25 protein-coding genes are annotated in these 23,807 nt (G+C 71.4%); 10 read left to right on the forward strand and 15 right to left on the reverse strand.

Annotation, left to right across the window (positions count from 1 at the left end; all coding sequences use genetic code 11):
- Window positions 1-360 precede the first annotated feature (360 nt).
- Window positions 361-1,002, reverse strand: a complete 642-nt coding sequence (locus tag ACFYMM_RS03365) for a DNA-3-methyladenine glycosylase (protein WP_388383332.1) — start codon at window positions 1,000-1,002, stop codon at window positions 361-363.
- Window positions 1,003-1,103: 101 nt separating this feature from the next.
- Here ACFYMM_RS03365 and ACFYMM_RS03370 point away from each other — a divergent pair, with 101 nt between their 5' ends.
- From ACFYMM_RS03370 to ACFYMM_RS03380, 3 genes are all read left to right on the forward strand, one after another.
- The gene (locus ACFYMM_RS03370; RefSeq protein WP_388383334.1) at window positions 1,104-1,886 is read left to right on the forward strand and encodes a sporulation protein; all 783 of its coding nucleotides are present in this window, start codon (window positions 1,104-1,106) and stop codon (window positions 1,884-1,886) included.
- 40 nt (window positions 1,887-1,926) lie between these two features.
- A complete protein-coding gene (locus tag ACFYMM_RS03375) occupies window positions 1,927-2,466 on the forward strand; it encodes a YbhB/YbcL family Raf kinase inhibitor-like protein (protein ID WP_388383336.1) in 540 nt (179 codons plus the stop codon).
- Window positions 2,467-2,621: 155 nt separating this feature from the next.
- On the forward strand, window positions 2,622-3,128 hold the full coding sequence (locus tag ACFYMM_RS03380; protein ID WP_388383338.1) for an HNH endonuclease: 507 nt from the start codon (window positions 2,622-2,624) through the stop codon (window positions 3,126-3,128).
- A gap of 63 nt (window positions 3,129-3,191) precedes the next feature.
- Here ACFYMM_RS03380 and ACFYMM_RS03385 read toward each other — a convergent pair whose 3' ends face one another.
- The 3 genes from ACFYMM_RS03385 to ACFYMM_RS03395 all read right to left on the reverse strand — a co-directional run bounded on the left by ACFYMM_RS03385 (window position 3,192) and on the right by ACFYMM_RS03395 (window position 5,540).
- Complete coding sequence (locus ACFYMM_RS03385) at window positions 3,192-4,139, reverse strand: SPFH domain-containing protein (RefSeq protein ID WP_388383340.1); 948 nt, start codon at window positions 4,137-4,139, stop codon at window positions 3,192-3,194.
- Window positions 4,140-4,268: 129 nt separating this feature from the next.
- Window positions 4,269-4,700 carry an NfeD family protein gene (locus tag ACFYMM_RS03390; RefSeq protein WP_388383342.1) on the reverse strand — a complete coding sequence of 144 codons (432 nt, stop codon included), beginning with the start codon at window positions 4,698-4,700 and terminating at the stop codon, window positions 4,269-4,271.
- 48 nt (window positions 4,701-4,748) lie between these two features.
- Window positions 4,749-5,540, reverse strand: coding sequence for an ABC transporter ATP-binding protein (locus ACFYMM_RS03395; RefSeq protein ID WP_388383345.1), 792 nt, complete (start codon window positions 5,538-5,540; stop codon window positions 4,749-4,751).
- A 150-nt stretch (window positions 5,541-5,690) separates the two neighbouring features.
- On the opposite strand from ACFYMM_RS03395, the gene ACFYMM_RS03400 reads away from it, so the two are divergent.
- Window positions 5,691-6,479 carry a hypothetical protein gene (locus ACFYMM_RS03400; protein ID WP_388383347.1) on the forward strand — a complete coding sequence of 263 codons (789 nt, stop codon included), beginning with the start codon at window positions 5,691-5,693 and terminating at the stop codon, window positions 6,477-6,479.
- A 97-nt stretch (window positions 6,480-6,576) separates the two neighbouring features.
- Here ACFYMM_RS03400 and ACFYMM_RS03405 read toward each other — a convergent pair whose 3' ends face one another.
- The 3 genes from ACFYMM_RS03405 to ACFYMM_RS03415 form a co-directional block, all read right to left on the reverse strand.
- Window positions 6,577-6,822 (reverse strand): chaplin, encoded by a 246-nt coding sequence (locus ACFYMM_RS03405; RefSeq protein ID WP_388383349.1) that lies wholly within the window; start codon window positions 6,820-6,822, stop codon window positions 6,577-6,579.
- Between the two features lie 115 nt (window positions 6,823-6,937).
- Window positions 6,938-7,579 (reverse strand): response regulator, encoded by a 642-nt coding sequence (locus ACFYMM_RS03410; protein ID WP_388383351.1) that lies wholly within the window; start codon window positions 7,577-7,579, stop codon window positions 6,938-6,940.
- Complete coding sequence (locus ACFYMM_RS03415) at window positions 7,572-8,750, reverse strand: GAF domain-containing sensor histidine kinase (RefSeq protein ID WP_388383353.1); 1,179 nt, start codon at window positions 8,748-8,750, stop codon at window positions 7,572-7,574. Before ACFYMM_RS03415 ends, ACFYMM_RS03410 begins: the two co-directional genes overlap by 8 nt.
- Window positions 8,751-8,997: 247 nt before the next feature.
- On the opposite strand from ACFYMM_RS03415, the gene ACFYMM_RS03420 reads away from it, so the two are divergent.
- The 3 genes from ACFYMM_RS03420 to ACFYMM_RS03430 all read left to right on the forward strand — a co-directional run bounded on the left by ACFYMM_RS03420 (window position 8,998) and on the right by ACFYMM_RS03430 (window position 11,853).
- Entirely contained in the window at window positions 8,998-9,693 is a 696-nt protein-coding gene (locus ACFYMM_RS03420; protein ID WP_388383355.1) for an SDR family NAD(P)-dependent oxidoreductase, read from the forward strand.
- On the forward strand, window positions 9,690-10,775 hold the full coding sequence (locus tag ACFYMM_RS03425; RefSeq protein ID WP_388383357.1) for an S-adenosylmethionine:tRNA ribosyltransferase-isomerase: 1,086 nt from the start codon (window positions 9,690-9,692) through the stop codon (window positions 10,773-10,775). The genes ACFYMM_RS03420 and ACFYMM_RS03425 overlap by 4 nt, the downstream gene beginning before the upstream one ends.
- Window positions 10,776-11,073: 298 nt before the next feature.
- Complete coding sequence (locus ACFYMM_RS03430; RefSeq protein ID WP_388383359.1) at window positions 11,074-11,853, forward strand: transglycosylase SLT domain-containing protein; 780 nt, start codon at window positions 11,074-11,076, stop codon at window positions 11,851-11,853.
- A gap of 110 nt (window positions 11,854-11,963) precedes the next feature.
- Here the strand turns inward: ACFYMM_RS03430 and ACFYMM_RS03435 are convergent, their stop codons facing one another.
- Window positions 11,964-14,552, reverse strand: coding sequence for an FHA domain-containing protein (locus tag ACFYMM_RS03435; RefSeq protein ID WP_388383361.1), 2,589 nt, complete (start codon window positions 14,550-14,552; stop codon window positions 11,964-11,966).
- Window positions 14,553-14,783: 231 nt separating this feature from the next.
- Here ACFYMM_RS03435 and ACFYMM_RS03440 point away from each other — a divergent pair, with 231 nt between their 5' ends.
- Window positions 14,784-16,583: a streptophobe family protein gene (locus ACFYMM_RS03440; RefSeq protein WP_388383363.1), complete on the forward strand. Its 1,800-nt coding sequence runs from the start codon at window positions 14,784-14,786 to the stop codon at window positions 16,581-16,583.
- 359 nt (window positions 16,584-16,942) lie between these two features.
- Entirely contained in the window at window positions 16,943-18,151 is a 1,209-nt protein-coding gene (gene serB, locus ACFYMM_RS03445) for a phosphoserine phosphatase SerB (protein ID WP_388383365.1), read from the forward strand.
- Window positions 18,152-18,235: 84 nt separating this feature from the next.
- Here the strand turns inward: serB and ACFYMM_RS03450 are convergent, their stop codons facing one another.
- From ACFYMM_RS03450 to ACFYMM_RS03465, 4 genes are all read right to left on the reverse strand, one after another.
- On the reverse strand, window positions 18,236-18,754 hold the full coding sequence (locus ACFYMM_RS03450; RefSeq protein ID WP_388383367.1) for a SixA phosphatase family protein: 519 nt from the start codon (window positions 18,752-18,754) through the stop codon (window positions 18,236-18,238).
- 136 nt (window positions 18,755-18,890) lie between these two features.
- Entirely contained in the window at window positions 18,891-19,097 is a 207-nt protein-coding gene (locus tag ACFYMM_RS03455) for a hypothetical protein (protein WP_388383369.1), read from the reverse strand.
- 227 nt (window positions 19,098-19,324) lie between these two features.
- Window positions 19,325-19,441, reverse strand: coding sequence for an SGM_5486 family transporter-associated protein (locus tag ACFYMM_RS03460; protein ID WP_388383371.1), 117 nt, complete (start codon window positions 19,439-19,441; stop codon window positions 19,325-19,327).
- A 163-nt stretch (window positions 19,442-19,604) separates the two neighbouring features.
- Window positions 19,605-20,930 carry a CynX/NimT family MFS transporter gene (locus tag ACFYMM_RS03465; protein WP_388383372.1) on the reverse strand — a complete coding sequence of 442 codons (1,326 nt, stop codon included), beginning with the start codon at window positions 20,928-20,930 and terminating at the stop codon, window positions 19,605-19,607.
- A gap of 70 nt (window positions 20,931-21,000) precedes the next feature.
- Between ACFYMM_RS03465 and ACFYMM_RS03470 the strand changes: the two genes are divergently transcribed.
- A complete protein-coding gene (locus ACFYMM_RS03470; protein WP_388383374.1) occupies window positions 21,001-21,693 on the forward strand; it encodes a FadR/GntR family transcriptional regulator in 693 nt (230 codons plus the stop codon).
- Here the strand turns inward: ACFYMM_RS03470 and ACFYMM_RS03475 are convergent.
- From ACFYMM_RS03475 to fabG, 3 genes are all read right to left on the reverse strand, one after another.
- Window positions 21,671-22,021 (reverse strand): hypothetical protein, encoded by a 351-nt coding sequence (locus ACFYMM_RS03475; RefSeq protein WP_388383376.1) that lies wholly within the window; start codon window positions 22,019-22,021, stop codon window positions 21,671-21,673. The two genes, ACFYMM_RS03470 and ACFYMM_RS03475, sit on opposite strands and share 23 nt — an antisense overlap.
- 179 nt (window positions 22,022-22,200) lie before the next feature.
- Entirely contained in the window at window positions 22,201-22,968 is a 768-nt protein-coding gene (gene fabI, locus ACFYMM_RS03480; RefSeq protein WP_388383378.1) for an enoyl-ACP reductase FabI, read from the reverse strand.
- Between the two features lie 2 nt (window positions 22,969-22,970).
- On the reverse strand, window positions 22,971-23,675 hold the full coding sequence (gene fabG, locus ACFYMM_RS03485) for a 3-oxoacyl-[acyl-carrier-protein] reductase (protein WP_388383379.1): 705 nt from the start codon (window positions 23,673-23,675) through the stop codon (window positions 22,971-22,973).
- Window positions 23,676-23,807 lie beyond the last annotated feature (132 nt).

The raw sequence follows: 23,807 nt of genomic DNA on the forward strand, positions 1-23,807 counted from the left end.
TGTTGAGTTCTCAAGGAACGGTCGCTTCCTTTGTACTCACCCTCTCGGGCTTTCCTCCGGGCTTCCCTTCGGTCTTGCGTTTCCGACTCTATCAGATCCTTTCGGTGTCCGATTCCCGGTCGGCGGGATTTGCCTCGAGGCTTTGGGCTTTCGCCGTCGGCCTTTCGACATTCACTACGTTAGCCGATTCCCTCGCCGACTCATAATCGAGTTGCGCGGGCTCGAATTCGGGCGTGCGGGCACACCAAAATGCGACCCCGATGGGGAAGACGTAGGTAGTGGGTTGGCCGCTCCGGCTGCTGGCGATTGCCGTACCCGGTTCAGCGGCTCGGGCCACATTACGCACCTTGCCGAAGCGAGTCAACTTCGGCGGCGCCTGGGCACATGGGCCCGATACGGGCTCACCGTCGGGTCGTTGGCGGTCCAGAAGCGCCAGGGGTGGACGCCGCCGTCACCCGCGACTCCGGTACGCGGACCGTTGCGTACCTGGTGGGAGGGGACGGGAGTACCGGTCACGATGCGCAAGGGGGTCTCCCCGGAGGCGCAGGCGTCGGTTCCGTCGAGGCTCCGGTCGACACCCAGGGCCGTGGCCAGGCGCGCCGGGCCTTTGGCCAGTTCCTTGTCGTTCCGGGCCGAGAGTCGACGTTTGCGGGCCAGTTCGGCGCCTTCGATGATCTCGCCGGCGCGGAGCAGGACCGCGCTCGCGGTGCCCTCCGGACCGCACACGAGGTTCATGCAGAACCACATGCCGTAGGTGAAGTAGACGTACACGTGGCCGGGCTCACCGAACATCACCTCGTTGCGGGCCGTGCGGCCGCGATAGGCGTGCGAACCGGGGTCGTTCGGGCCGTCGTACGCCTCGACCTCCGTGAGGCGCACCGCGATCGGCCCGTCCGGGGTCGTACGGACCAGGATGCGGCCGAGGAGGTCGGGGGCGACCTCCAGAACCGGACGGTCGAAGAACTCTCGGGGCAGTGGCGTACGGTCCGGGGGCGCGATCATGCCCTCCGAGGGTAGTGCAGGTGTGTCACCCGCCCCGGGGGGAACCGGCCACCGCCCGATCGCGTTTGAGGGATCAGGAATCGTTTCGTAAAGGGAGAGTCATGGCGTTCAAGAAGCTGCTCGCGAGCCTCGGAGCCGGCGGGGCTTCGGTCGAGACGGTGCTGACCGAGGTCAACGTGGTACCGGGCGGTGTGGTCCAGGGCGAGGTGCGGATCCAGGGCGGCTCCGTGAACCAGGACATCGAAGGGCTGTCCGTCGGCCTGCAGGCCAAGGTCGAGGTGGAGAGCGGCGACCACGAGTACAAGCAGGACATCGAGTTCACGAAGGTGAGCCTCGGCGGGGCCTTCGAGCTGCGGGCGGGAGCCGTGCACGCGGTGCCGTTCGGACTGGAGATCCCGTGGGAGACGCCGGTCACGATGATCGACGGCCAGGCGCTGCGCGGGATGCACATCGGGGTGACCACCGAGCTGGCGATCGCCCGGGCCGTCGACTCCGGTGACCTCGACCCCGTCAACGTGCACCCGCTGCCGGCTCAGAAGGCGATCCTGGACGCCTTCGTCCAGCTGGGCTTCCGCTTCAAGAACGCCGACATGGAACGCGGTCACATCCGGGGTACCCGGCAGCGGCTGCCGTTCTACCAGGAGATCGAGTTCTACCCGCCGTCGCAGTACCGGGGGCTGAACCAGGTCGAGCTGAGCTTCGTCGCCGACGAGCACGCCATGGACGTGGTGCTGGAGATGGACAAGAAGCCGGGACTGTTCAGCGAGAGCAGCGACACCTACCGCGCCTTCCAGGTGGGTCTGCACGACTACCAGGGGACCGATTGGGCGGCGTACCTCCACCAGTGGATCGCCGAGGTCGGCAGCAAGCGCAGCTGGTTCTAGGCTCGGAGGCCACTGTACGAACCGATCAGGAGGTACCGAGGTGACCGAGCTCAAGCGGCGGCCGCTCCCCCATGACTTCCATCCGCCCGTTCCGTCGTTCACGGTGACGAGCGAGGACGTCCGGGAGGGCGCCACGCTCAAGGACGCTCAGGTCCAGGCGGCGGGCAACACCTCGCCGCAGCTGCGATGGGAGGGCTTCCCGCCGGAGACCAAGAGCTTCGCCGTGACCTGCTACGACCCGGACGCGCCCACCGGCAGCGGGTTCTGGCACTGGGTCCTGTTCGACATTCCGGCCTCCGTGACGGAGCTGCCGGCCGGTGCGGGCGGCGGCAAGTTCGAGGGGCTGCCGGAGGGTGCCGTGCACGCGCGCAACGACTACGGGTCGAAGGACTTCGGCGGTGCCGCCCCGCCGCCCGGGGACGGGCCGCACCGGTACGTCTTCACGGTGTACGCGGTGGACCAGGAGAAGCTCGGCCCGGACGCCGACGCGTCACCGGCCGTCGTGGGCTTCAATCTGCGGTTCCACGCGATCGCCCGCGCCCAGCTCATCGGGGAGTACGAGCACCCCGGGAAGTGCTGAGTAAGCCCAGCGTTCATAGAACGTTTGCCCGCCCCCGGTCTTGGAAGTGATCGGGGGCGGGCATTTTTTATTGCGTTGTCCATCTCGGCGCGCCCGTCCAGAGTTGATCGCAAGCCCGCCGGTGGGTGGGCCGGTGCACATGGGAGGTGGGCTGGATGCGTGACACGCTGGTGCTGAACGCGAGCTTCGAGCCGCTGTCGACGGTGACGTTGAACCGCGCCGTCGTGCTGGTTCTCCAGGCCAAGGCCGTCGTCGAGCAGGCCCACCCCGAACTGCGCATGCGCGGTGCCGAGGTGGACATACCCGCGCCCCGGGTGATCAGGCTGTGCCGGTACGTACGGGTGCCGTTCCGAAGACAAGCCCCGTGGTCGCGGCGGGGAGTGCTGGTCAGGGACCGGCACCGGTGCGCGTACTGCGGGCGCCGGGCCTCCACCGTGGACCATGTGGTGCCGCGGGCGCAAGGCGGGCAGGACACCTGGCTGAACACGGTGGCCGCGTGTGCCGAGGACAATCACCGCAAGGCGAACCGCACTCCGGCGGAGGCCGGTATGACGTTGCTGCGGGAGCCGTTCGAGCCGACTCCGGCGGACGCGATGCTGCTGGCTCTGGGGCAGGACGACTTCGAGGCGTTGCCGGACTGGCTGGCACAGAACGCGGCGTGACGCGTACGGCGTGGGGCCCACCTTCCGGGAAGGTGGGCCCCACGCCGTACGACAGCATGTGCGTCAGTCGATGGACGGCTTCTCGCGACGCTGGTCGGGGACGTTCCCGGAGCCGTTGCCGCCGGAACCTCCGCCCATCGGGCCGAAGTTGCCCATTGCGCCGGACAGGCCCTTGAGGGCGTCGCCGATTTCGCTGGGCACGATCCAGAGCTTGTTGGCGTCGCCCTCGGCGATCTTCGGGAGCATCTGGAGGTACTGGTAGGACAGGAGCTTCTGGTCCGGGTCGCCGGCGTGGATCGCCTCGAAGACCGTGCGCACGGCCTGGGCCTCGCCCTCGGCGCGCAGGGCGGCGGCCTTGGCCTCACCCTCGGCGCGCAGGATCTGGGACTGCTTCTCGCCCTCCGCGGTCAGGATGGCCGCCTGGCGCGTGCCCTCGGCGGTGAGGATCGCGGCGCGCTTGTCACGGTCGGCGCGCATCTGCTTCTCCATCGAGTCCTGGATGGAGGTGGGCGGCTCGATGGCCTTCAGTTCGACGCGGTTGACGCGGATGCCCCACTTGCCGGTGGCCTCGTCGAGGACGCCGCGCAGGGCCGCGTTGATCTCCTCGCGGGAGGTCAGGGTGCGCTCCAGGTCCATGCCGCCGATGATGTTGCGCAGCGTGGTGACGGTGAGCTGCTCGATGGCCTGGATGTAGCTGGCGACCTCGTAGGTGGCCGCCCGGGCGTCGGTCACCTGGTAGTAGATGACCGTGTCGATGTTCACCACCAGGTTGTCCTGGGTGATGACGGGCTGCGGCGGGAACGGGACGACCTGTTCGCGCAGGTCGATGCGGTTGCGGATGGTGTCGATGAACGGGACGACGATGTTGAGGCCCGCGTTCAGGGTCCGTGTGTAGCGGCCGAAGCGCTCGACGATGGCCGCGCTGGCCTGTGGGATGACCTGGATGGTCTTGATCAGGGCGATGAAGACCAACACCACCAGAATGATCAGGACGATGATGACCGGTTCCATCGAGTCCCCGTACCCTTCTCCGCCTCGGCGCCTGGGAAGATCTTATGGCTGTTGAAGATCTTGCTGGTCGAGTCTGACAGACCGTCGCCGAACTCGGGAGGCGTTCGGTCCAGTTGAAGTCCTTCGAGGTCAGATGACGATGGCGGTGGCTCCCTCGATCTCCACGACGTCCACCTCCTGGCCCACGTCGTAGGCGCGGTCGGTGTCCAGGGAGCGTGCGGACCAGATCTCTCCGGCGAGCTTGATCCGGCCGCCCGAACCGTCGACCCGCTCCGTCACGACCGCCTGTTTGCCCTTCAACGCGTCGATGCCGGTTGCGAGTTGGGGCCGTTGTCTGCCGTGGCGGGCCGCGATGGGGCGGACGACGGCGATGAGGGCGACCGAGACGACGACGAAGGTGAGTACCTGGATCACGAGACCGGAGCCGAGGCCGGCGACGGCCGCGGCCGCGATGGCACCCACCGCCAGCATGCCGAACTCCGGCATGGCGGTGACGACGAGCGGGATTCCGAGCGCTGCCGCGCCGACGAGCCACCACACCCATGCGTCGATGTCGTTCACATCGTCATGGTAGGGCCGGGCTCGTGCCGGGGACAGGGCGCGACGGGGTCAGGACAGGGGCAGGCCCTGCGCGGTCCAGCGTTCGCCGACCTGTTCCACGACGAGGGGGAGGCCGAAGCAGAGGGAGAGGTTGCGGGAGGTGAGTTCGAGCTCCAGGGGGCCGGCGGCGAGCACCTTGCCCTGGCGGATCATGAGGACGTGGGTGAAGCCGGGGGCGATCTCCTCGACGTGGTGGGTGACCATGATCATCGAGGGGGCGATGGGGTCGCGGGCGAGCCGGCCCAGGCGGCGGACCAGGTCCTCGCGGCCGCCGAGGTCGAGACCGGCGGCGGGCTCGTCGAGCAGCAGCAGTTCGGGGTCGGTCATCAGGGCGCGGGCGATCAGGGTGCGCTTGCGCTCGCCCTCGGAGAGGGTGCCGAAGCGGCGGTCGAGGTAGTCGCTCATGCCGAGGCGGTCGAGGAAGGCGCGGGCGCGCTGTTCGTCGATCTCGTCGTACTCCTCCTGCCAGCCGGCCGTCATGCCGTACGCGGCGGTCAGCACGGTCTGCAGGACGGTCTGGCGCTTGGGGAGCTTCTCGGCCATGGCGATGCCGGCCACGCCGATGCGGGGGCGCAGGTCGAAGACGTCGACCTTGCCGAGGGTGTCGCCGAGGATGGTGGCGGTGCCCTTGCTGGGGAAGAGGTAGCTGGAGGCGACGTTCAGGAGGGTGGTCTTGCCGGCACCGTTGGGGCCGAGGATGACCCAGCGCTCGCCCTCCTTCACCGACCAGGAGACCTGGTCCACCAGAGCCCGGCCCTCGCGGACCACGGATACGTCCTGAAGCTCCAGAACATCGCTCATGAGCGCGTTGTCTCCCCTTGCATTGTGGCCGGTCTCGGCTGTCGCTTACGCCTGTGGCTCGGTCCGCCGCGCCGGTGGGCGCAGCCCCTACGAAATCTACGCCACGAGTACGGCGCTCCATTCCATCGGTCTGGTCCTTAGGGTGGGGGCATGCTCTCGGAACCGCGTTCAGGACGCCTCGCCGCTTGGGGAAATGCCCTTTTGGCCGGACTTGTCTCTCCGGATGACGCCGTGCTCGCGATCGTGGGCGAGGACGCGGTGCACCGGGTGGAGGGGCTGGAGGGTGAGCCGGCGCCGGTCGGGCTCACGCTGGGCCTCGGGCGGCTGCGGACGCTGGGGGCGACCGGGCTGCGGGTGGCGCTGCCCCGGCCCGGGCATCCGCTGGGGCTGAGCGGGCCGCCGGAGTTCAACGCGCGGGCGCTGGAGGCCGAGGAGGCGGTGGTCTGTCACGGGGCCGCGCTGGGGCTGGTGCCGCGGGTGTACGAGGCCGGGCCGGCTGGCGATGTGCATGTCGAGGTGGTGTGGCAGGTGCTGCCGGTGCGGGAGGCTCCGCCCGCCGACGTGCCCTCGCTGGGTGAGGCCGAGCGGGAGCTGGCGGAGGCGTTGCGGGACGCGACGCGGGTGTTGTCGCGGTTGGACGTCGCCGGGTCGGGGCCGGTGGCGGAGGCGACGATCGACGCGTACCGGGCTCGGGCCGAGCGGGAGCGGGAGGTGCTGGCGCCGGGGTATCCGTCGCGGGCGGTGCGGGTGCTGGAGCTGGCTCAGCGGGTGGGGCTGCTGGTGTCGCTGGCGTACGGGAACGGGCATGGGGGCGCGGTCAGCTCCGCCGAGATGGCGGCGCGGGCGGAGGCGCTGCGGCCGGTGGAGCGGACGGCTCGGCGGGCGCAGGTCGCCGCCTACAACTCCGTCGTGGAGGAGCGGGAGCGGGGCGTTCGCTGACAGCCGCCGGCCCGTGGGGCCGAAGAACCGGTGCGCGGCGGACGGACCGGCCCCCCGGGTGGACCCGGGGGGCCGGAAGTCGCTGTGCGGCGCGGTCTCAGTGGTTGAGGCCGAGGTTGCCGAAGGCCGGGTTCAGGACACCGACCACGTTCACGCTGTTGCCGACCACGTTCAGCGGGATGTCCACCGGGGCCTGGACGACGTTGCCCGAGACGACGCCCGGCGAGCCGTGGGCCTCGCCGCCCGCGCAGGCGCCGTCGTTGGCCGAAGCCAGCCCCGCGGCGGCGGCCACCAGACCACCGGCCACCATCGTCACGGCCGCTGCCTTCTTCAGGTTCTTCACTTCTTCCAACCCCTCCTTGCGATCACCGCGGCGGTCGCCGCGGCACGCACTGGAGAACGCGGGGGCCCCGCGGAGGATGCGCCATGAGGGTGACATTCCCACGACGGTATGAATCTCAGCCCGTCACACCATGACGTACGGCCCAAAGCGCCGCCTGGGTCCGGTCCGCCAGGTCGAGCTTCATCAGGATGTTCGAGACGTGGGTCTTGACGGTCTTCTCGGACAGGACCAGGGCGCGGGCGATCTCCCGGTTGGAGCGGCCGTCCGCTATCAGACCGAGCACCTCGCGCTCCCGCTCGGTGAGCGAACTTCCCCTGCCATGCCCGGAGTTGGTCTCCTCCTGGGAGAGCAGGGCGTCCGCCACCTCGGGCTGGAGCAGGACGTGGCCGGCGTGCACGGAGCGGATGGCGCCGGCCAGCGCGTCGGGGTCCACGTCCTTGTAGACGTACCCGGCGGCGCCGGCGCGCAGGGCCGGGACCACCGTGCGCTGCTCGGTGAAGCTGGTGACGATCAGCACGCGCGCGGGGTTGTCGAGGTCGCGGAGCCGGCGCAGCGCCTCGATGCCGTCCATGCCCGGCATCTTGACGTCCATGAGGACGACGTCGGGCGTCAACTCCTCGGCGCGGGCGACGCCTTCGGCACCGTCGGCGGCCTCTCCGACGACCTCGATGTCGTCCTGTACCTCCAGGAAGGTGCGCAGGCCCCGGCGGACGACCTGGTGGTCGTCGACGAGCAGCACCCGGATCGCGTCAGCCACCGGGAACCTCCATCTCGATCGTGGTGCCCCTGCCGGGCGCCGATTCCACGGTGAGCGTGCCGCCGACGCCGCTCGCCCGGTCCCGCATCGAGACCAGGCCGAGGTGGCGGCCCGCCCTGCGGACGGATCTCGGGTCGAAGCCGCTGCCGTCGTCGGTGATCCGCAGGACGGCTCCGCCGCCGCGCCGGTCCACGCTCACGTCGACGTGCCGTGCGCCCGAGTGTCTGAGCGCGTTGTGCAGGGCCTCCTGGGCGACCCGCAGGAGGGCTTCCTCCTGGGCCGCGGGCACGGCGCGAAAGCCGGTGCCGGTGAAGGTCACGCGCGCGGTGTGGGCGCGGTCGAGGACCTGTGTCTGGGTGCGCAGGGTGGCGATCAGGCCGTCCTCGTCGAGGGCGGCGGGGCGCAGCTCCACGACGGCGGCGCGCAGTTCGTCGGCGGCCTCGGCGGCGAGGGCGGCCACCTGCTGCAGCTCGCCCTTGGCGCGGGAGGGGTCGCGGTCGACGAGGGCCGCCGCCGCCTGGGCGGTCAGGCGCAGGGAGAAGAGCTTCTGGCTGACCGCGTCGTGCAGTTCGTGGGCGAGGCGGGAGCGTTCCTCGGCGATGGTCAGCTCGCGGCTGCGCTCGTAGAGGCGGGCGTTGGTGAGGGCGATGGCGGCGTGCTGGGCGAGGATGGAGAGGAGTTCCTCGTCCTCCTCGGTGAAGCCGCAGCCGCCCTGGGGCTCGGCGTGCGGGGCGGGTGGGTGGTGGCCGGCCGCCGGGCGCAGTTTGTTGGCCAGGAAGAGGGCGCCGATCACCTCGTCGCCGTCGCGGATGGGCAGGCCCAGGAAGTCGGACATGTCCGGGTGCGCGGAGGGCCAGCCCTCGAAGCGCGGGTCCTTGCGGACATCCGCGAGGCGTTCGGGCCGGGCCTCGTGCAGCATCGCGGCGAGGATGCCGTGCTGGCGCGGCAGGGGGCCGATGGCCTTCCACTGGGCGTCGCTGATGCCGTCGACCACGAACTGGGCGAAGCCTCCGTGGTCGTCGGGGACGCCGAGGGCGGCGTACTGCGCGTCGAGCAGTTCGCGGGCGGAGGCGACGATCGTCTTGAGGACGTCGCGCACCTCCAGGTGCCTGCTCATGGCCAGTAGCGCGGAACTCACCGCGGCGAGGCCGGACCGGGGGCCTTGACTCATGTCCTCACGGTACCGGCGGGGTGTGACAGCGCGGATCGGACCGGTGACGCGGGCGCCGGGCCGGTGGTCGTAGGCCTGGTGACCTAGGTCGGGTGGCCTCGGCGGGCCGGGGCGCGGGGCGGGACGGGTGGCGTAGGGCGAAGGGACCCGTCGCTCTGCGGCCGTTGGCCGAGGCGGGCGCGAGGGTGCCGTTCCTAGGTTGAGGTCACCGCCGATCGGGGCGGGCTCGACCGAGGGGACGGTTGTCATGCCGGTAGGGATCATCACGGGGGCCTCCAAGGGGCTGGGGCGGGCGCTCGCCGAGGCGCTGGCCGCGCTGGGCTGGGATCTGGTGCTCGACGCCCGTGGCGGCGAGGCCCTCGCCGGGGCCGCGACGGCCGTCGCCGCGCACGGCACGCGGGTGCGGGCGCTGCCCGGGGACGTCACGGACGCCGGACACCGGGCGGAGCTGGTCGCGGCGGCGGCCGGGCTGGGCGGTGTCGATCTGGTGGTGAACAACGCGAGCGCGCTGGGTGCCGAGCCGCTGGTGCGGCTGGCGCGGCTGCCCCTGGAGGGGTTGCGAAGGGCGCTGGAGGTGAACGCGGTGGCCGCGCTGGGCCTGGTCCAGGAGGCGCTGCCGCTGCTGCGGGAGTCGGCGGCGGGCACGGTGATCGCGGTCAGCTCGGACGCGGCGGCTGAGGCGTACGAGACGTGGGGCGGCTACGGGGCGTCGAAGGCGGCCCTCGACCAGCTGGCGGCGGTGCTCGGCGCCGAGGAGCCGGGCCTGCGGGTGTGGGCGGTCGACCCCGGGGACATGGCGACGGACCTGTACGCGGCGGCCGTACCGGACGACGGTGATCCGCGGCCGGCGCCCGCCGGTGTCGTACCGGCCTTTCTGCGGCTGCTGGCCGAGCGGCCGGCGAGCGGGCGCTTTGCGGCGCCGGCGCTGCTGGAGGAGCGGTGAGTACGGCGGTGCGCGTGCCGGAGGAGCTGTCCGCGCGGGTGCCGGCCGAGCAGCGGGGGGCGGGGCTCGGCCGGGACGCCGTACGGCTGCTGGTGTCGCGGGGCAGCGCGGTGACGCACCACACGTTCGCCGAGTTGCATGGGCTGCTGCGGGCCGGGGACCTGCTCGTGGTGAACACCTCGCCCACGCTGGCCGCGGCGGTGGACGGGCGGATCGGGCACGCGCGCGTGGTGGTCCATTTCTCCACGCGCGGGGACGACGGCCGGTGGGCGGTGGAGCTGCGGGAACCGGACGGAACGGGAACCACGCGCGCGCGTGCGGGCGGGCCCGCCGGGGCGGCGGTGGGGTTGCCGGGCGGAGGGCGGCTGGTGCTGGAGGAGCCGCTGAGCGGGCGCGGGCAGCGGTTGTGGTGGGCGCGGGTGTCCGGGGCGGAGGTCCTCGGGGTGCTGCGGGAGCACGGGCGGCCGATCCGGTACTCCTATACGGAGCGGGACCAGCCGCTGTCCGCGTACCAGACGGTGTTCGCGGTGCCGTCGCCGGACGGCGCGGGCAGTGCGGAGATGCCGAGTGCGGGGCGGCCGTTCACGGCGCGGACGGTGACGGAGCTGGTGAGCCGGGGGGTGGGGTTCGCGCCGGTCACGTTGCACACGGGAGTGGCGTCGGCGGAGGCGCACGAGCCGCCGTATCCGGAGCGGTTCACGGTGCCGCGGGCGTCGGCGCTGCTGATCAACGCCGTGCGGGCCGGCGGGGGGCGGGTGATCGCGGTCGGGACGACGGCCGTACGGGCCGTGGAGTCGGCGGCGGGGCCGGACGGGGTGGTGCGGCCGGCCGGGGGGTGGACCGATCTCGTGGTGACGCCCGGGCGCGGGGTGCGGGTGGTCGACGGGCTGCTGACCGGGCTGCACGAGCCGGAGGCCTCGCATCTGCTGATGCTGGAGGCGGTGGCGGGGAGGGCCGCGGTCGACCGGGGTTACGAGGAGGCGCTGCGGGGCCTCTATCTGTGGCATGAGTTCGGGGACGTCCATCTCCTCCTTCCGGAGGACGCCCCTCACGCAGAGCGTTGCGGCGGCAACTCTTCGTAAGATCGTCGCCTGCTGGATGTGAGCCCGCACATAGGGCCCACATCACGTACGAACGGACATAGGAGATAAAGAGCCCCCGCACGAGCGGGAAAGACGGCCTAGTCTGTCCTATTTTGCCCTTCGCTGATCCACTACCCGGGATCGTACGTCACACCTTTGCCTAGGCATTTTGCGGCCGCTAAGAATTGCAGCCGTCGCTCAGCGCCGCGGTTTCCCCCGCGGCGTTCGTGCGGGCCGGAGCCGCCTCCCCCGCTGGACCAAGAGCGACCTCCGCGCTATTCGAAGAGGTCCGTCTGCCATGCCCAAGTACATCCTCACCCGTGGTCACAGTCGCGCGCTGATCCAGCGCCACAGGATCGCGATCGCCGGTGTCTCCGCGCTCGGCGCCGCCGCCCTCGCCTTCTCGGCCGTTCCCGGCAACGCCGGGACGGTCACCACCGGGGCCCCGGCCACGGTGGCCCAGGTGAACTACGGCACCGGTCCGGTCAAGGACGTCAAGGGCACGGTCACCGACCAGCTGGCCACCGAGTCGGTGAAGATCGACGCCATCGCGGCGCAGAAGAAGGCCGTGGCCGACGCCGCCGCCAAGAAGGCCGCCGCGGACGCGGCCGCGAAGAAGGCCGCCCAGGACGCCGCCGCGAAGAAGGCCGCCGAGGACGCAGCGGCCACGAAGGCCGCCCAGGACCGCGCCGCCAAGGAGGCCGCCGCCCGGTCCGCGGTGCGTCCCCAGATGCAGATGGTCGCCGCGACGACCTACGCCGACAACCTGGACGGCTGGATCCGGCACGCCCTGGACATCATGCGGAGCAAGGGCATCCCGGGCAGCTACAACGGGCTGCACCGCAACATCATGCGGGAGTCCTCGGGCAACCCCAACGCCATCAACAACTGGGACGTCAACGCCGTCAACGGCATCCCGTCCAAGGGTCTGCTCCAGGTCATCCAGCCGACCTTCAACGCGTACCACGTCGCCGGAACCTCGACGAACATCTACGACCCGGTCGCCAACATCACCGCCGCGGCCAACTACGCGGCCGACAAGTACGGCTCGATCGACAACGTCAACAGCGCGTACTGAGTACGCGCACCGAGTCTGCGTACCGAGGTCGGCGCGGACCTCGGCGCGTACGCCGAAGGGCGGCACCCCGCATCGGGGTGCCGCCCTTCGGCGTCGGGCGCGGGCGCGGGCTACTTGCGCATGACCTCCGGCTCGTGGCGGCGCAGGAAGCGGGCCACGAAGAAGCCGCAGACCACACCGAGGGCGATCAGCGCGAACATGTCCAGGCTCCAGGCCGAGGCCGTGTGGTTCCACAGCGGGTCGGTGCTGGTCGGGTCGTCGGCGTTCGGGGCGATGTTGTTGAAGTCCAGCGTGGTGCCGGCGGCGGCCACCGCCCAGCGGGACGGCATCAGGTACGAGAACTCGTTGACGCCGAGCGTGCCGTGCAGGGTGAACAGGCAACCGGTGAAGACGACCTGGATGATCGCGAACATCACCAGCAGCGGCATGGTCTTCTCGGCGGTCTTCACCAGCGAGGAGATGACCAGGCCGAACATCATCGAGCTGAAGCCGAGCGCCATGATCGGCAGGCACAGCTCGAAGAGCGTGGAGCCGCCCAGGACCAGGCCCTGGTCGGGGATCTGCCGGCTGGAGAAGCCGATCAGGCCGACCATCAGGCCCTGCAGCACGGTGACCGCGCCGAGGACGACCACCTTGGACATCAGGTACGCCGACCGGGACAGGCCGGTCGCGCGCTCCCGCTCGTAGATGACCCGTTCCTTGATCAGCTCACGCACGGAGTTGGCGGCGCCCGCGAAGCACGCGCCGACGGCGAGGATCAGCAGGACCGTGGTCGCCGTGCCGTTCGGGATGGGCACGTGGGTCCTCGGGTTCACCGGGTTCACCAGCAGACCCTTGTTGTGGTCGATCAGCAGGCTGACCGCGCCGAGCACCGCCGGCAGGATCACCGTCAGCGCCAGGAAGCCCTTGTCGGAGGCGATGACCGACACGTACCTCCGGATCAGGGTCGTCAACTGGGAGCCCCAGCCCTGCGGCTTGGGCGGCTTGATGGCCTGCGGCGGTGGCATGTGTACGGACTGCGGCGCCACGGCGTCGATGTCCGCGGCGTACATCTGGTAGTGCTGCGAGCCCTTCCAGCGGCCCGCCCAGTCGTAGTCCCGGTAGTTCTCGAAGGCGGAGAAAACGTCGGCCCAGGTGTCGTAGCCGAAGAAGTTCAGCGCCTCCTCGGGCGGGCCGAAGTAGGCGACCGCGCCACCCGGCGCCATCACCAGCAGCTTGTCGCACAGGGCCAGCTCGGCCACCGAGTGGGTGACGACGAGGACGGTGCGGCCGTCGTCGGCGAGGCCGCGCAGCAGCTGCATCACATCGCGGTCCATGCCCGGGTCGAGACCGGAGGTCGGCTCGTCCAGGAAGATCAGCGACGGCTTGGTCAGCAGCTCCAGGGCGACCGAGACCCGCTTGCGCTGGCCGCCGGACAAGGAGGTGACCTTCTTGTCCTTGTGGATGTCGAGCTTCAGCTCGCGCAGCACCTCGTCGATGCGGGCGTCGCGCTCCTGCCCCGTGGTGTCGGCCGGGAACCGCAGCTTGGCCGCGTACTTCAGGGCCTTCTTGACGGTCAGCTCCTTGTGCAGGATGTCGTCCTGCGGGACCAGACCGATGCGCTGGCGCAGCTCGGCGAACTGCTTGTACAGGTTCCGGTTGTCGTACAGGACCTCGCCCTGGTTCGCCGGCCGGTAGCCGGTGAGCGCCTTGAGCAGGGTGGACTTGCCGGAGCCCGACGGGCCGATCACCGCGATCAGCGACTTCTCCGGGACGCCGAAGGAGACGTCCTTGAGGATCTGCTTGCCGCCGTCGACCGTGACGGTCAGATGACGCGCGGAGAAGGAGACCTCACCGGTGTCGACGAACTCCTCGAGGCGGTCGCCGACGATGCGGAAGGTGGAGTGGCCGACGCCGACGATGTCGCTCGGGCCGAGCAGCACCGAGCCGCTCTTGGCGATGGGCTGGCCGTTGACGTAGGTGCCGTTGTGCGAGCCGAGGTCACGGATCTCGAAGCGGCCGTCGGGCGTCGAGTGGAACTCGGCGTGGTGCCGGGAGACCTGCAGGTCGGAGACGACCAGCTCGTTCTCCAGGGCACGGCCGATGCGCATGACGCGGCCGATGGCGAACTGGTGGAAGGTGGTCGGGCTGCGGTCGCCGTAGACCGGCGGCGCCCCCGCGCCACCACCGGGGGCGTGCTGCGCGTGCTGCTCGCCCGGACCGCTCTGCTGCGGGATCGAGGGGCCGGGCTGCTGCCAGTCGGGCTGTTGAGGCCGCGGCTGCGGGGCCTGCTGCGGCGCGGACTGCTGCGCCCAGCCGGCACCGGCGCCCTGGGCGGCGTACGGCGCGGCCTGCGGCTGCTGCTGGAACTGCGGCTGCTGCTCGGGCTGTTGCCGGGGCCGGGCGGCCGCCGCGGCGGCGCCGGAGAGGTTCAGGCGCGGCCCGTCGGTGGCGTTGCCGAGATGGACGGCCGAGCCCGGACCGATCTCCATCCGCTGGATCCGCTGCCCCTGCACGAAGGTGCCGTTGGTGCTGCCGTGGTCCTCGATGACCCAACTGCGGCCGTCGAAGCGGACGGTGGCGTGCCGCCAGGAGACCCTGGCGTCGTCGAAGGCGATGTCACCCTGCGGATCGCGGCCGAGGGTGTAGGGCCTGGACGGGTCGAGCGTCCAGGTCTGTCCGTTTGATTCCAGTACGAGTTCCGGCACTCCATGCCCCATGAGTAGTCCCCCGAGTTACCCCCATCACAGGGAGTCTAGGGATGTCGAACATCGTCGGGAACTATTTCAGGCTCCGCCCTGTGACCGAAACCCGGGCCTTGCGAAGGGCGCGTACGCGCGCTTCCACCCGCCCCGTTGACGGGGTTGAAACCAGCCCGGAGAGTGGTAATCCTCCGCGAGGGGGACATGCGCGGCGATGCCGTCGTGCCGCGGGATCGGGGGGGGGCTGCCATGAGCCGTGCCACGGACGTCGGGAACGCGGGGCGCGGCGCGCGGTTGCCGTGGGGGGACATCACGCTGTCCGCCGTGGCCGCGGTGAGCTGGGCGCTGATCGGGATGGCGGGCACGGCCGCGCTCGGACTGCATCTGCTGGACGCGGATTCGGCGGGTTCGCTGGGACCGATGACCGCGGCCGTCGTGGCGCTCGGGGCGGGTGGTTCGGTCTCGCCGTCCGGCGACGTGTCGGTCTTCGGTCTGAAAGGGGCTCAGGCCACCACCGCCATCCAGATCACGCCACTTGGGGTGAGTCTGGTCGGTGCGCTGCTGCTGTCGTGGTTCTTCTTACGGTCCCTGCGCACGGCCTCCGTCGACATCGCGCCGTCCGAACTCCTCGCGCGCGCGGGCGCGGTGGTCGCGCTGTTCGTGGCGATGCTGGGCGGGCTGGCCTGGGCCGGTCATGACGTCATCACCCTCGACGGCGGCAGGCTCGGGCTCGACAAGCTGCCCGGCGGGGGCGGAGGCGGAGGCGGCAAGGGAGGCGGGATCAGCATTCCCGGTCTGGGTGACCTCGGGAACATCGGCGGGCTGTTGCCGGACCGGCTCGGTGAGCTGGTGCACGCCAAGGCGGCGGTCGGCTTCACCGTGGACACCGCGCCGACGCTCCTCGGGGGCCTCGGCTGGTCGGCCGGCATCCTGCTGATCGCGCTGCTCGCCTCCCGCCGCACTCCCCTGCCACCCGGCTGCGAGGCCCTGCACCGGGTGGTACGGCCCGCCGTGTCGGCGCTCGTCGGCGTACTGCTGACGGCGGTCGTGGCGGGGCTCGCGGCGGCGGCGTACGCGGCCGTCGGTGACGACCACCCCCGGCGGATCGCCGGCGCGGCCCTGCTGGGCGCGCCGAACGGGGTGTGGCTCGGCGTCCCCCTCGGACTGTTCGTGCCCTGGGACGGCAAGGCCACCGGCGCCCTGGCCACGGTGCTGCCCCATCCTCTCGACCGGTTCCTGGGCGCGGGGTCCGGGCGGCCGGTGACACTGGGCCGACTGGCCGAGCTGGACGGACGGGTGTGGCTGCTGGGGGTCGCGGCGGCGCTGGTGATGCTGCTGGCGGGGGTCCTCACGGCGGTCCGGACGCCGGTCACGCCCGGCGGCGCCCTCGGCTTCGCGGGCCGCTGCGCGCTGCGGCTGGGCATCGTCACGGCGATCGCGCTGCCGTCGCTCGCCTGGCTTACGGAGGTGTCCGTGGACGCCTCGCTGTCCGTCCTCGGCTTCGACGCGTTCGGCGCCGGCATCCGTCTGCGGGGGCACCTCGGCATGGCGCTGCTCCTGGGGGCGGCGTGGGGTGCCGGGGCGGGGGCCGCGGGGGCACTGCTGGCCCGGGTGAGCGGGGCGGCGGGGTCCCGGGCGGCGCCCCTGGCACGGGGTGACTCGGGCGTCGCCGCCGGGTACGCGGGGCGCGTCCCTGAGCACGGATCGGGGCGCGTCCGGGAGTACGGCCGCGAGTACGGCCCGGGGTACGGCGAGGACGCGGGCCCCGGTGAGCCCGGGCCCTATGTGCCGGGCACGCCGTACCGGCCGCCCGACCCCGCCACCAACCCGTACCTCCGGGTGCCGGACGAGCTGCGGCGCCCGGAGGACGCGCGCCCGGCGGGTGACCAGGGGGAAGAAGCCGGATCCGCCGAGGCCGAGGGATCGCCTTCGTCCGGCGACGTGTACGGCGCCCCGACCATGGCCCGGCAGTTCGGTCCGCCTCCGCCACCTCCCCCACCACCGGCTCCGCCCCCGCCCCCGCCTCCGCCGCGGAGCCCCAGGAGGTGAGAGCGGTGGCCGCCGCTCGCCGGCGGGCCTGCGGTCGGCATCGGGAGCGGTCCGACGACGTTCGGGCACCGGCGGCCGGGGGCCGCGCCGGGGCGTGGAGGCAGCGCCGGTGGAGTCGGTACTGCAGCGGTGGGACAGTCGTACTGGAGCCGTTTCGTCGGCGACCGGCTGCCTCGAACGGGCCGGGGCCGGCCCGCTGTGCTCGCCTGCGCGGGATCTCGCAGCTCAGGGGCGTGGTGGGCACCTGACCGCAGCCCGGGGGCAAGGTCCGCGTCACCTGGCCGACACCGATTGTTCGGTGTCCGTCAGGCGGACCTCCCGGGCGGGAGGCACTCGGTGCCGGATACGGTGGAGGCACCATGAGCGCTTCGCAGACCTCCGAGGTCCCCACTCTCCTCGTCAAGATTTTCGGCAAGGACAGGCCGGGCATCACGGCCGGCCTTTTCGACACCCTTGCCGCGTACCTGGTCGACGTGGTCGACATCGAGCAGGTCGTCACGCGTGGCCGTCTGGTGCTGTGCGTGCTCGTGACCCAGCCGCCCGCCGGGCTGGAGGGCGACCTCAGGTCCACCGTGCACAGCTGGGCCGAGTCGATGAAGATGCAGGCGGAGATCATCTCCGGTCGTGGCGACAACCGCCCGCGTGGGCTCGGACGTTCTTTGGTGACCGTCCTCGGCCATCCCCTCACCGCCGAGTCGACGGCCGCCATCGCCGCCCGGATCGCCAAGACGGGCGGCAACATCGACCGTATCTTCCGGCTCGCCAAGTACCCGGTGACCGCTGTGGAGTTCGCGGTGTCCGGTGTGGAGACCGGGCCGCTGCGCACCGCCCTGGTCTCCGACGCGGCGGCGCTCGGCGTCGATGTCGCGGTCGTCTCGGCGGGGCTGCACCGGCGGGCCCAGCGCCTGGTGGTGATGGACGTGGACTCCACCCTCATCCAGGACGAGGTCATCGAGCTGTTCGCCGCCCACGCCGGCTGCGAGGACAAGGTCGCCGAGGTGACGGCGGCCGCGATGCGCGGGGAGCTGGACTTCGAGCAGTCGCTGCACGCGCGCGTGGCACTGCTGAAGGGGCTGGACTCCTCGGTGGTGCAGAAGGTGCGCACCGAGGTGCGGCTGACTCCGGGAGCCCGCACCCTGATCCGCACGCTGAAGCGGCTCGGCTACCAAGTGGGCGTGGTCTCCGGCGGCTTCACCCAGGTCACCGACGATCTGAAGGAGCGGCTGGGGCTGGACTTCGCGCAGGCCAACACCCTGGAGATCGTCGACGGGAAGCTGACCGGGCGGGTGGTCGGCGAGATCGTGGACCGGGCGGGCAAGGCGCGGCTGCTGCGCCGGTTCGCCGCCGAGGCCGGGGTACCCCTCTCCCAGACGGTGGCGATCGGCGACGGCGCCAACGATCTGGACATGCTGAACGCGGCCGGACTCGGTGTCGCCTTCAACGCCAAGCCGGTGGTCCGCGAGGCCGCGCACACGGCGGTGAACTTCCCCTTCCTGGACACCGTGCTCTACCTGCTGGGCATCACCCGCGAAGAGGTCGAGGCGGCGGACACGCACGACGAGGACTGAGCCGGTCGCCCCGGCCGGGGTGGCCGGAAGGCGGGAGGGCCCGGCACCATCGCGGAGCCGGGCCCTCGGGCGGACAGCGGTCTGTCACTCGGACGGTTCCCAGTAGTCCGCCAGTGTGGCCGCGGCCGGCTCCAGGCTCTTCCAGGAGCCCTCGAAGGTCAGCACGGCGTAAGCGGCGGCGGGGAAGCCGCGCTGGCTCATCCGGTCGCCGGCGTCCCCCTCGGCCGAGCCGGCCAAGATGTCGGCCAGACCGTGCACGCCCGGATTGTGACCGATGAGGATGACGTTCTGCGCGTCGTCGGGGACTTCGTTGAGGACGGCGATCAGTTCGCCGGGTGAGGCCTCGTAGACCCGCTCCTCGTAGACGGTTTTCGGCCGGTGCGGGAGTTCGTGGACGGCGAGCTTCCACGTCTCGCGGGTCCGGGTCGCGGTGGAGCACAGGGCCAGATCGAAGGTGATGCCGGTGTCGGCGAGCTTGCGTCCGGCGACTGCGGCGTCCTTGCGGCCCCGCTCAGCGAGCGGCCGCTCGTGATCGGTCACCTGGGGCCAGTCTGCTTTCGCATGCCGGAAGAGGACAATCCTGCGGGGTTCTGCGACGCTCATGGAACCCAGCTTCGCACGAAACAGGCCACCCGGCGCAGGGAGTTGACATGCGGCTTCGCATGATCGAAGGGACCGTCGAACAGTGCGGGTACCCGGACCGCCTTGATCCACACACCGGTGGCGTCCGGGGGCGCGGCTAGCGTGCGACGAGCTGCTGGATCCGCTCGAAGAGGTGCGTGACCGCCGGGTCGCCCGTGGCCGCGTGGGCGTCCGACGGGTTCAGTATCAGCAGGAGCAGGGAGACGAAGGCGAGCGCGGGCAGGGCGAGGGCCCACCAGGGCAGCCGGATGTCGACGCGGCCCGAGGTCGCCGGGTGGGGCCGGGTGTGCGTACGGGCCGACATGATCGCCTCCGCGGGTCTCCGCTGTCTCCGAGTGGTGCCCGGCCGCCGGTCGCGGCCACATCTCGAAGTTACGGAACCCGCGGGCGCCAACCCATCCGGTGACCCACCCACTTGACCCTGACCCTCACCCCCTAGGGGATGGTGGGGCCAGCCCCACCATCCCCCGCCGGGCGGAGGCCCGGCGAGGCGTGGATCACGGGGAGGCGTGGATCACGGGGAGGCGTGGATCACGGGGAGGCGAGGGTCGCGATGATGGCGATGATCACGAAGATGGCGAAGAACGAGCCGAAGACGAGCAGCATCTTCTTCTGGCCGTTCTGAGGGTTCGGGTCGAGCACTGGCATGGGGCCAGTCTCGCACCTCTCGCCCCCGTTCCTCCGCGCGGGGTGCCCGCGCGTCCCGCCTGTCACAGCCCTCCCCTCGGGGGCAGCGCCCGGCACTCAGCCCCGGCGCCTCAGCCCCGGCACTCAGTCCCGGCGCGCTCGGCCCCGGCCCTCAAGCCCGGCCTCAAGCCCCGCCCTCGACCCCCGCCTCGTCCTCCACCGTCCGGTCGCGGCCCGCCAGGACGCCCACCGCCATCTGCGGGAGCATCAGCGCGGCCATCAGGGCGAGCGGGAGCCCCCAGCCGCCGCTGTGCTGGTAGAGGACGCCGACCAGAAGGGGGCCGGGGATGGAGATCAGGTAGCCGGTGCTCTGCGCGAAGGCGGACAGCTGGGCGACGCCCGCGCCGGTCCTGGCGCGCATGCCGACCATGGTGAGGGCCAGCGGGAAGGCGCAGTTGGAGACGCCGAGGAGCAGGGCCCAGGCCCAGGCGCCGCCGGCCGGTGCGAGGTAGAGGCCCGCGTAGCCGGCGAGGCCGCAGGCGCCGAGGGCCAGGACGATCGGGCCCTGGTGGGGCAGTCGGGTGGCCAGCCGGGGGATGACGAAGGCCAGCGGCACGCCCATCACCATCGTGACGGCGAGGAGCAGGCCCGCGGTGCCGGCGGAGACCCCCGCGTCGCGGAAGATCTGCGCCATCCAGCCCATCGTGATGTAAGCGGCGGTGGCCTGCAGCCCGAAGAAGACGGCGAGCGCCCAGGCCGTACGGCTCCGGGTGATCCGCAGCGCGGGCGCCTGCGGCTCCGTACGGGCCTGCCGCTCGGTGGCCCGCGCGGCGGGGGCCGGCCCCCGGTCCCGTATCAGCGGCAGCCAGGGCAGCACCGCGGCTGCCGCCAGACCCGCCCACACGGCCAGCCCGGACCGCCAGTCGCCGCCCATCGCGTGCGTCACGGGCACGGTCACCGCGGCGGCCACCGAGGTGCCGAGGGCGAGGGCCATCGAGTAGAGGCCGGTCATGGAGCCGACACGGTCGGGGAACCAGCGCTTGACGATGACCGGCATCAGGACGTTGCTGACCGCGATGCCCATCAGGGTGAGCGCGCTGGCGGCCAGGAATCCGGCCGTGCCGCCGGCGTACGGCCGTACCAGCAGGCCCACGGTGATGGCGACCATGCCGGCGCAGACCACCGCGACCGGTCCGAAGCGGCGGGCCAGACGCGGGGCCGTGACTCCGAAGACCGCGAAGCACAGCGGGGGCACGGAGGTGAGCAGGCCCGCCACGCCACCGCTCATCCCGAGGCCGCCGCGGACCTCCTCCAGGAGCGCGCCGAGGCTGGTGATCGCGGGCCGGAGGTTCAGCGCGGACAGCACGATCCCGAGGACGACGAGACGGGTCGCCCACGCGCGCGTGGGCGGTGCTGCGGTCGTACCGGGTCGGTCGGACGTGGTGGCGCCGGACGTGGCGGTGCTCCGGGGTGCCGTGCGTGTCTCCTCGCGTGCCATGCCATCCATCATAGAATCATAGGATGATTGGTTGTCCATCCCTGGGCCGTCGCCTCTCGGTCCCCTCCTGCGAAGGTGTTCCATGCCCCTGAGCCACCCGCGCCGTTCGGCGCTGTCCGAGCAGGTCATCGCGGAGCTGCGGACCCAGATCACGTCGGGCGAGTGGCCGGTCGGCTCCCGCATCCCGACGGAGCCGGAGCTGGTCGAGCAGCTCGGGGTCGCCCGCAACACCGTGCGCGAAGCCGTCCGCGCGCTCGCGCACAACGGTCTGCTGGACATCCGCCAGGGCTCCGGGACCTACGTCGTGGCGACCAGCGAGCTGGCCGGCGTGATGCACCGCCGCTTCGCGGACGCGGACCCGCGCCACATCGCCGAACTGCGCTCCACGCTGGAGTCGGCGGCGGCGAAGCTGGCCGCCGGGCGGCGCACCGAGAAGGACCTCAAGCAGCTCCACGCGCTCCTGGTGCGCCGCGAGGAGGCCTGGGAGACCGGTGAGGCGGAGGCCTTCGTGGCGGCGGACGCGACCTTCCACCTGGCCGTGGTGGCCGCCTCCCACAACGACGTGATGACGGCGATGTACGCCGATCTGGGCGAGGTGCTGCGGGACTGGCTGCGCGCCGACGTGGGCGCGCAGCTGACCCCCGAGACGTACATGGACCACACCCGGCTGGTGGACGCGATCCGCGCGGGCGACGCCGAGGCGGCCGCCGCGGAGGCCGCGAGCTATCCGTTCCTGTGCCGTCCGGGGAGGTTCAGCGCACCTTCTGGTGAGTGACCCACACCGAACGGACCTCCTTCCAGCACCGGCCGGTGAGCCGTACGGTCAGGGCGGGTCCGATGTCGGCCGGGGCGCCGTCGGTGTCGATGTCCCACCAGCGGGCGCACTCGATGTGCAGGCGCACGCGGTCCGTGTCGACATAGGGGTTGTGGCAGTGGACCACCACATGGGAGCCGCGCACGGCCGTACGGCACTGGGAGCCGAAGAGGTCGGGGGCCGGCGGATCGCCGTTCTTCACGCGCGGGTGCGGCATCGCCTCGTACGGCAGGGACAGCACGAGGGTCACGGCTACGGTCACTGAGGCCAGGCTGCGGGACAGGCGCACAAGGGGACCTCCTCGGCCGGGCTGGGGAGGGGGCACGGCGGCGGACGTGTCATCCACACTGCGCCGTCATCGCCCACCCCCGCCCGGCCGGTGAGCCGAACGGGTGACGCCCCGCTCTTCGTGCGACACGGAGAGCGGGGCGTCGGCCCCGTACCAGGCACGAGGCAGGAGGCAGGAGGTCAGGCGCCGATGGCGTGCAGCCCGCCGTCGACGTGGATGATCTCGCCGGTGGTCTTCGGGAACCAGTCGCTCAGCAGGGCGACGACACCCTTGCCGGCCGGCTCGGGGTCCTTGAGGTCCCACTCCAGGGGCGAGCGGGTGTCCCACACGGAAGCCAGTTCGGCGAAGCCGGGGATGGACTTGGCGGCCATGGAACCGATCGGGCCCGCCGAGACGAGGTTGCAGCGGATGTTCTGCTTGCCCAGGTCACGCGCCATGTAGCGGCTGGTGGCCTCCAGCGCGGCCTTGGCCGGGCCCATCCAGTCGTACTGCGGCCAGGCGAACGAGGCGTCGAAGGTGAGGCCCACGACCGAGCCGCCGTTCTGCATCAGCGGCAGGCAGGCCGTGGTCAGCGACTTCAGGGAGAACGCCGAGACGTGCATCGCGGTGGCCACGGACTCGAACGGCGTGTTGAGGAAGTTGCCGCCGAGCGCGTCCTGCGGGGCGAACCCGATGGAGTGGACGATGCCGTCCAGGCCGCCCAGTTCCTCGCCGACCACGTCGGCCAGGCGTGCGAGGTGCTCGTCGTTGGTGACGTCCAGCTCGATGACCTTGGCCGGCTTCGGCAGCTTCCTGGCGATGCGCTCGGTGAGCGTGGGCCGCGGGAACGCGGTCAGGATGATCTCGGCACCCTGCTCCTGAGCGAGCCTGGCGACGTGGAAGGCGATGGAGGACTCCATCAGCACACCCGTGATCAGGATGCGCTTGCCCTCGAGGATTCCACTCATGATCAGTGACCCATTCCCAGTCCGCCGTCAACGGGGATGACGGCTCCAGTGATGTACGAGGCGTCGTCGGAGCTGAGGAACCGCACCGCCGCGGCGATCTCCTCCGGCTTCGCGTAACGGCCGAGCGGGACCTGAGAGACGATGCTCTCGCGCTGCTGCTCGGTGAGCACCTTGGTCATGTCGGTGTCGACGAAGCCGGGCGCGACGACGTTGAAGGTGATGTTGCGCGAGCCCAGCTCACGGGCGAGGGAGCGCGCGAAACCGACCAGGCCGGCCTTGGAGGCGGCGTAGTTCGCCTGGCCGGGACCGCCGTAGAGGCCCACGACCGACGAGATCAGGACGACGCGGCCCTTCTTGGCGCGCAGCATGCCGCGGTTGGCACGCTTGACGACCCGGAAGGTGCCGGTGAGGTTGGTGTCGATGACCGAGGTGAAGTCCTCCTCGGACATGCGCATCAGGAGCTGGTCCTTGGTGATGCCGGCATTGGCGACCAGGACCTCGACCGGACCGTGCTGGTCCTCGATCTCCTTGTAGGCCTGCTCCACCTGCTCGGGGTCGGTGATGTCGCACTTGACCGCCAGGAAGCCGGCCGGCGGCTCACCCGAGCGGTACGTGATGGCGACCTTGTCGCCGGCGTCGGCGAACGCGCGGGCGATGGCGAGGCCGATGCCCCGGTTGCCTCCAGTGACGAGAACCGAGCGGCTCAACGGATCACCCTTTCGATAGCGGTCTGAAGCGGTCCGACAACCCGCCCGAACACCTGGATGACAGGCGGCTTCATCGAAAACCTATCGGTAGCGCCGCGTCCGGGGGGAAGCGGGCACCGACAGTGGCTCGGG

It is taken from the genome of Streptomyces sp. NPDC006739 (assembly GCF_042869815.1).
Lineage (GTDB): Bacteria > Actinomycetota > Actinomycetes > Streptomycetales > Streptomycetaceae > Streptomyces.

Excerpts from the sequence above, each read along its gene's own strand:
- ACFYMM_RS03430 (WP_388383359.1), top strand. The coding sequence starts at position 11,074 with ATGCCCAAGTACATCCTCACCCGTGGTCACAGTCGCGCGCTGATCCAG.
- ACFYMM_RS03435 (WP_388383361.1), bottom strand. The coding sequence starts at position 14,552 with ATGGGGCATGGAGTGCCGGAACTCGTACTGGAATCAAACGGACAGACC.
- fabI (WP_388383378.1), bottom strand. The coding sequence starts at position 22,968 with ATGAGTGGAATCCTCGAGGGCAAGCGCATCCTGATCACGGGTGTGCTG.
- ACFYMM_RS03365 (WP_388383332.1), bottom strand. The coding sequence starts at position 1,002 with ATGATCGCGCCCCCGGACCGTACGCCACTGCCCCGAGAGTTCTTCGAC.
- ACFYMM_RS03370 (WP_388383334.1), top strand. The coding sequence starts at position 1,104 with ATGGCGTTCAAGAAGCTGCTCGCGAGCCTCGGAGCCGGCGGGGCTTCG.
- ACFYMM_RS03450 (WP_388383367.1), bottom strand. The coding sequence starts at position 18,754 with ATGAGCGTCGCAGAACCCCGCAGGATTGTCCTCTTCCGGCATGCGAAA.
- ACFYMM_RS03470 (WP_388383374.1), top strand. The coding sequence starts at position 21,001 with ATGCCCCTGAGCCACCCGCGCCGTTCGGCGCTGTCCGAGCAGGTCATC.
- ACFYMM_RS03420 (WP_388383355.1), top strand. The coding sequence starts at position 8,998 with ATGCCGGTAGGGATCATCACGGGGGCCTCCAAGGGGCTGGGGCGGGCG.
- ACFYMM_RS03380 (WP_388383338.1), top strand. The coding sequence starts at position 2,622 with ATGCGTGACACGCTGGTGCTGAACGCGAGCTTCGAGCCGCTGTCGACG.
- ACFYMM_RS03465 (WP_388383372.1), bottom strand. The coding sequence starts at position 20,930 with ATGATGGATGGCATGGCACGCGAGGAGACACGCACGGCACCCCGGAGC.
- serB (WP_388383365.1), top strand. The coding sequence starts at position 16,943 with ATGAGCGCTTCGCAGACCTCCGAGGTCCCCACTCTCCTCGTCAAGATT.
- ACFYMM_RS03455 (WP_388383369.1), bottom strand. The coding sequence starts at position 19,097 with ATGTCGGCCCGTACGCACACCCGGCCCCACCCGGCGACCTCGGGCCGC.
- ACFYMM_RS03395 (WP_388383345.1), bottom strand. The coding sequence starts at position 5,540 with ATGAGCGATGTTCTGGAGCTTCAGGACGTATCCGTGGTCCGCGAGGGC.
- ACFYMM_RS03400 (WP_388383347.1), top strand. The coding sequence starts at position 5,691 with ATGCTCTCGGAACCGCGTTCAGGACGCCTCGCCGCTTGGGGAAATGCC.
- ACFYMM_RS03415 (WP_388383353.1), bottom strand. The coding sequence starts at position 8,750 with ATGAGTCAAGGCCCCCGGTCCGGCCTCGCCGCGGTGAGTTCCGCGCTA.
- ACFYMM_RS03440 (WP_388383363.1), top strand. The coding sequence starts at position 14,784 with ATGAGCCGTGCCACGGACGTCGGGAACGCGGGGCGCGGCGCGCGGTTG.
- ACFYMM_RS03385 (WP_388383340.1), bottom strand. The coding sequence starts at position 4,139 with ATGGAACCGGTCATCATCGTCCTGATCATTCTGGTGGTGTTGGTCTTC.
- ACFYMM_RS03460 (WP_388383371.1), bottom strand. The coding sequence starts at position 19,441 with ATGCCAGTGCTCGACCCGAACCCTCAGAACGGCCAGAAGAAGATGCTG.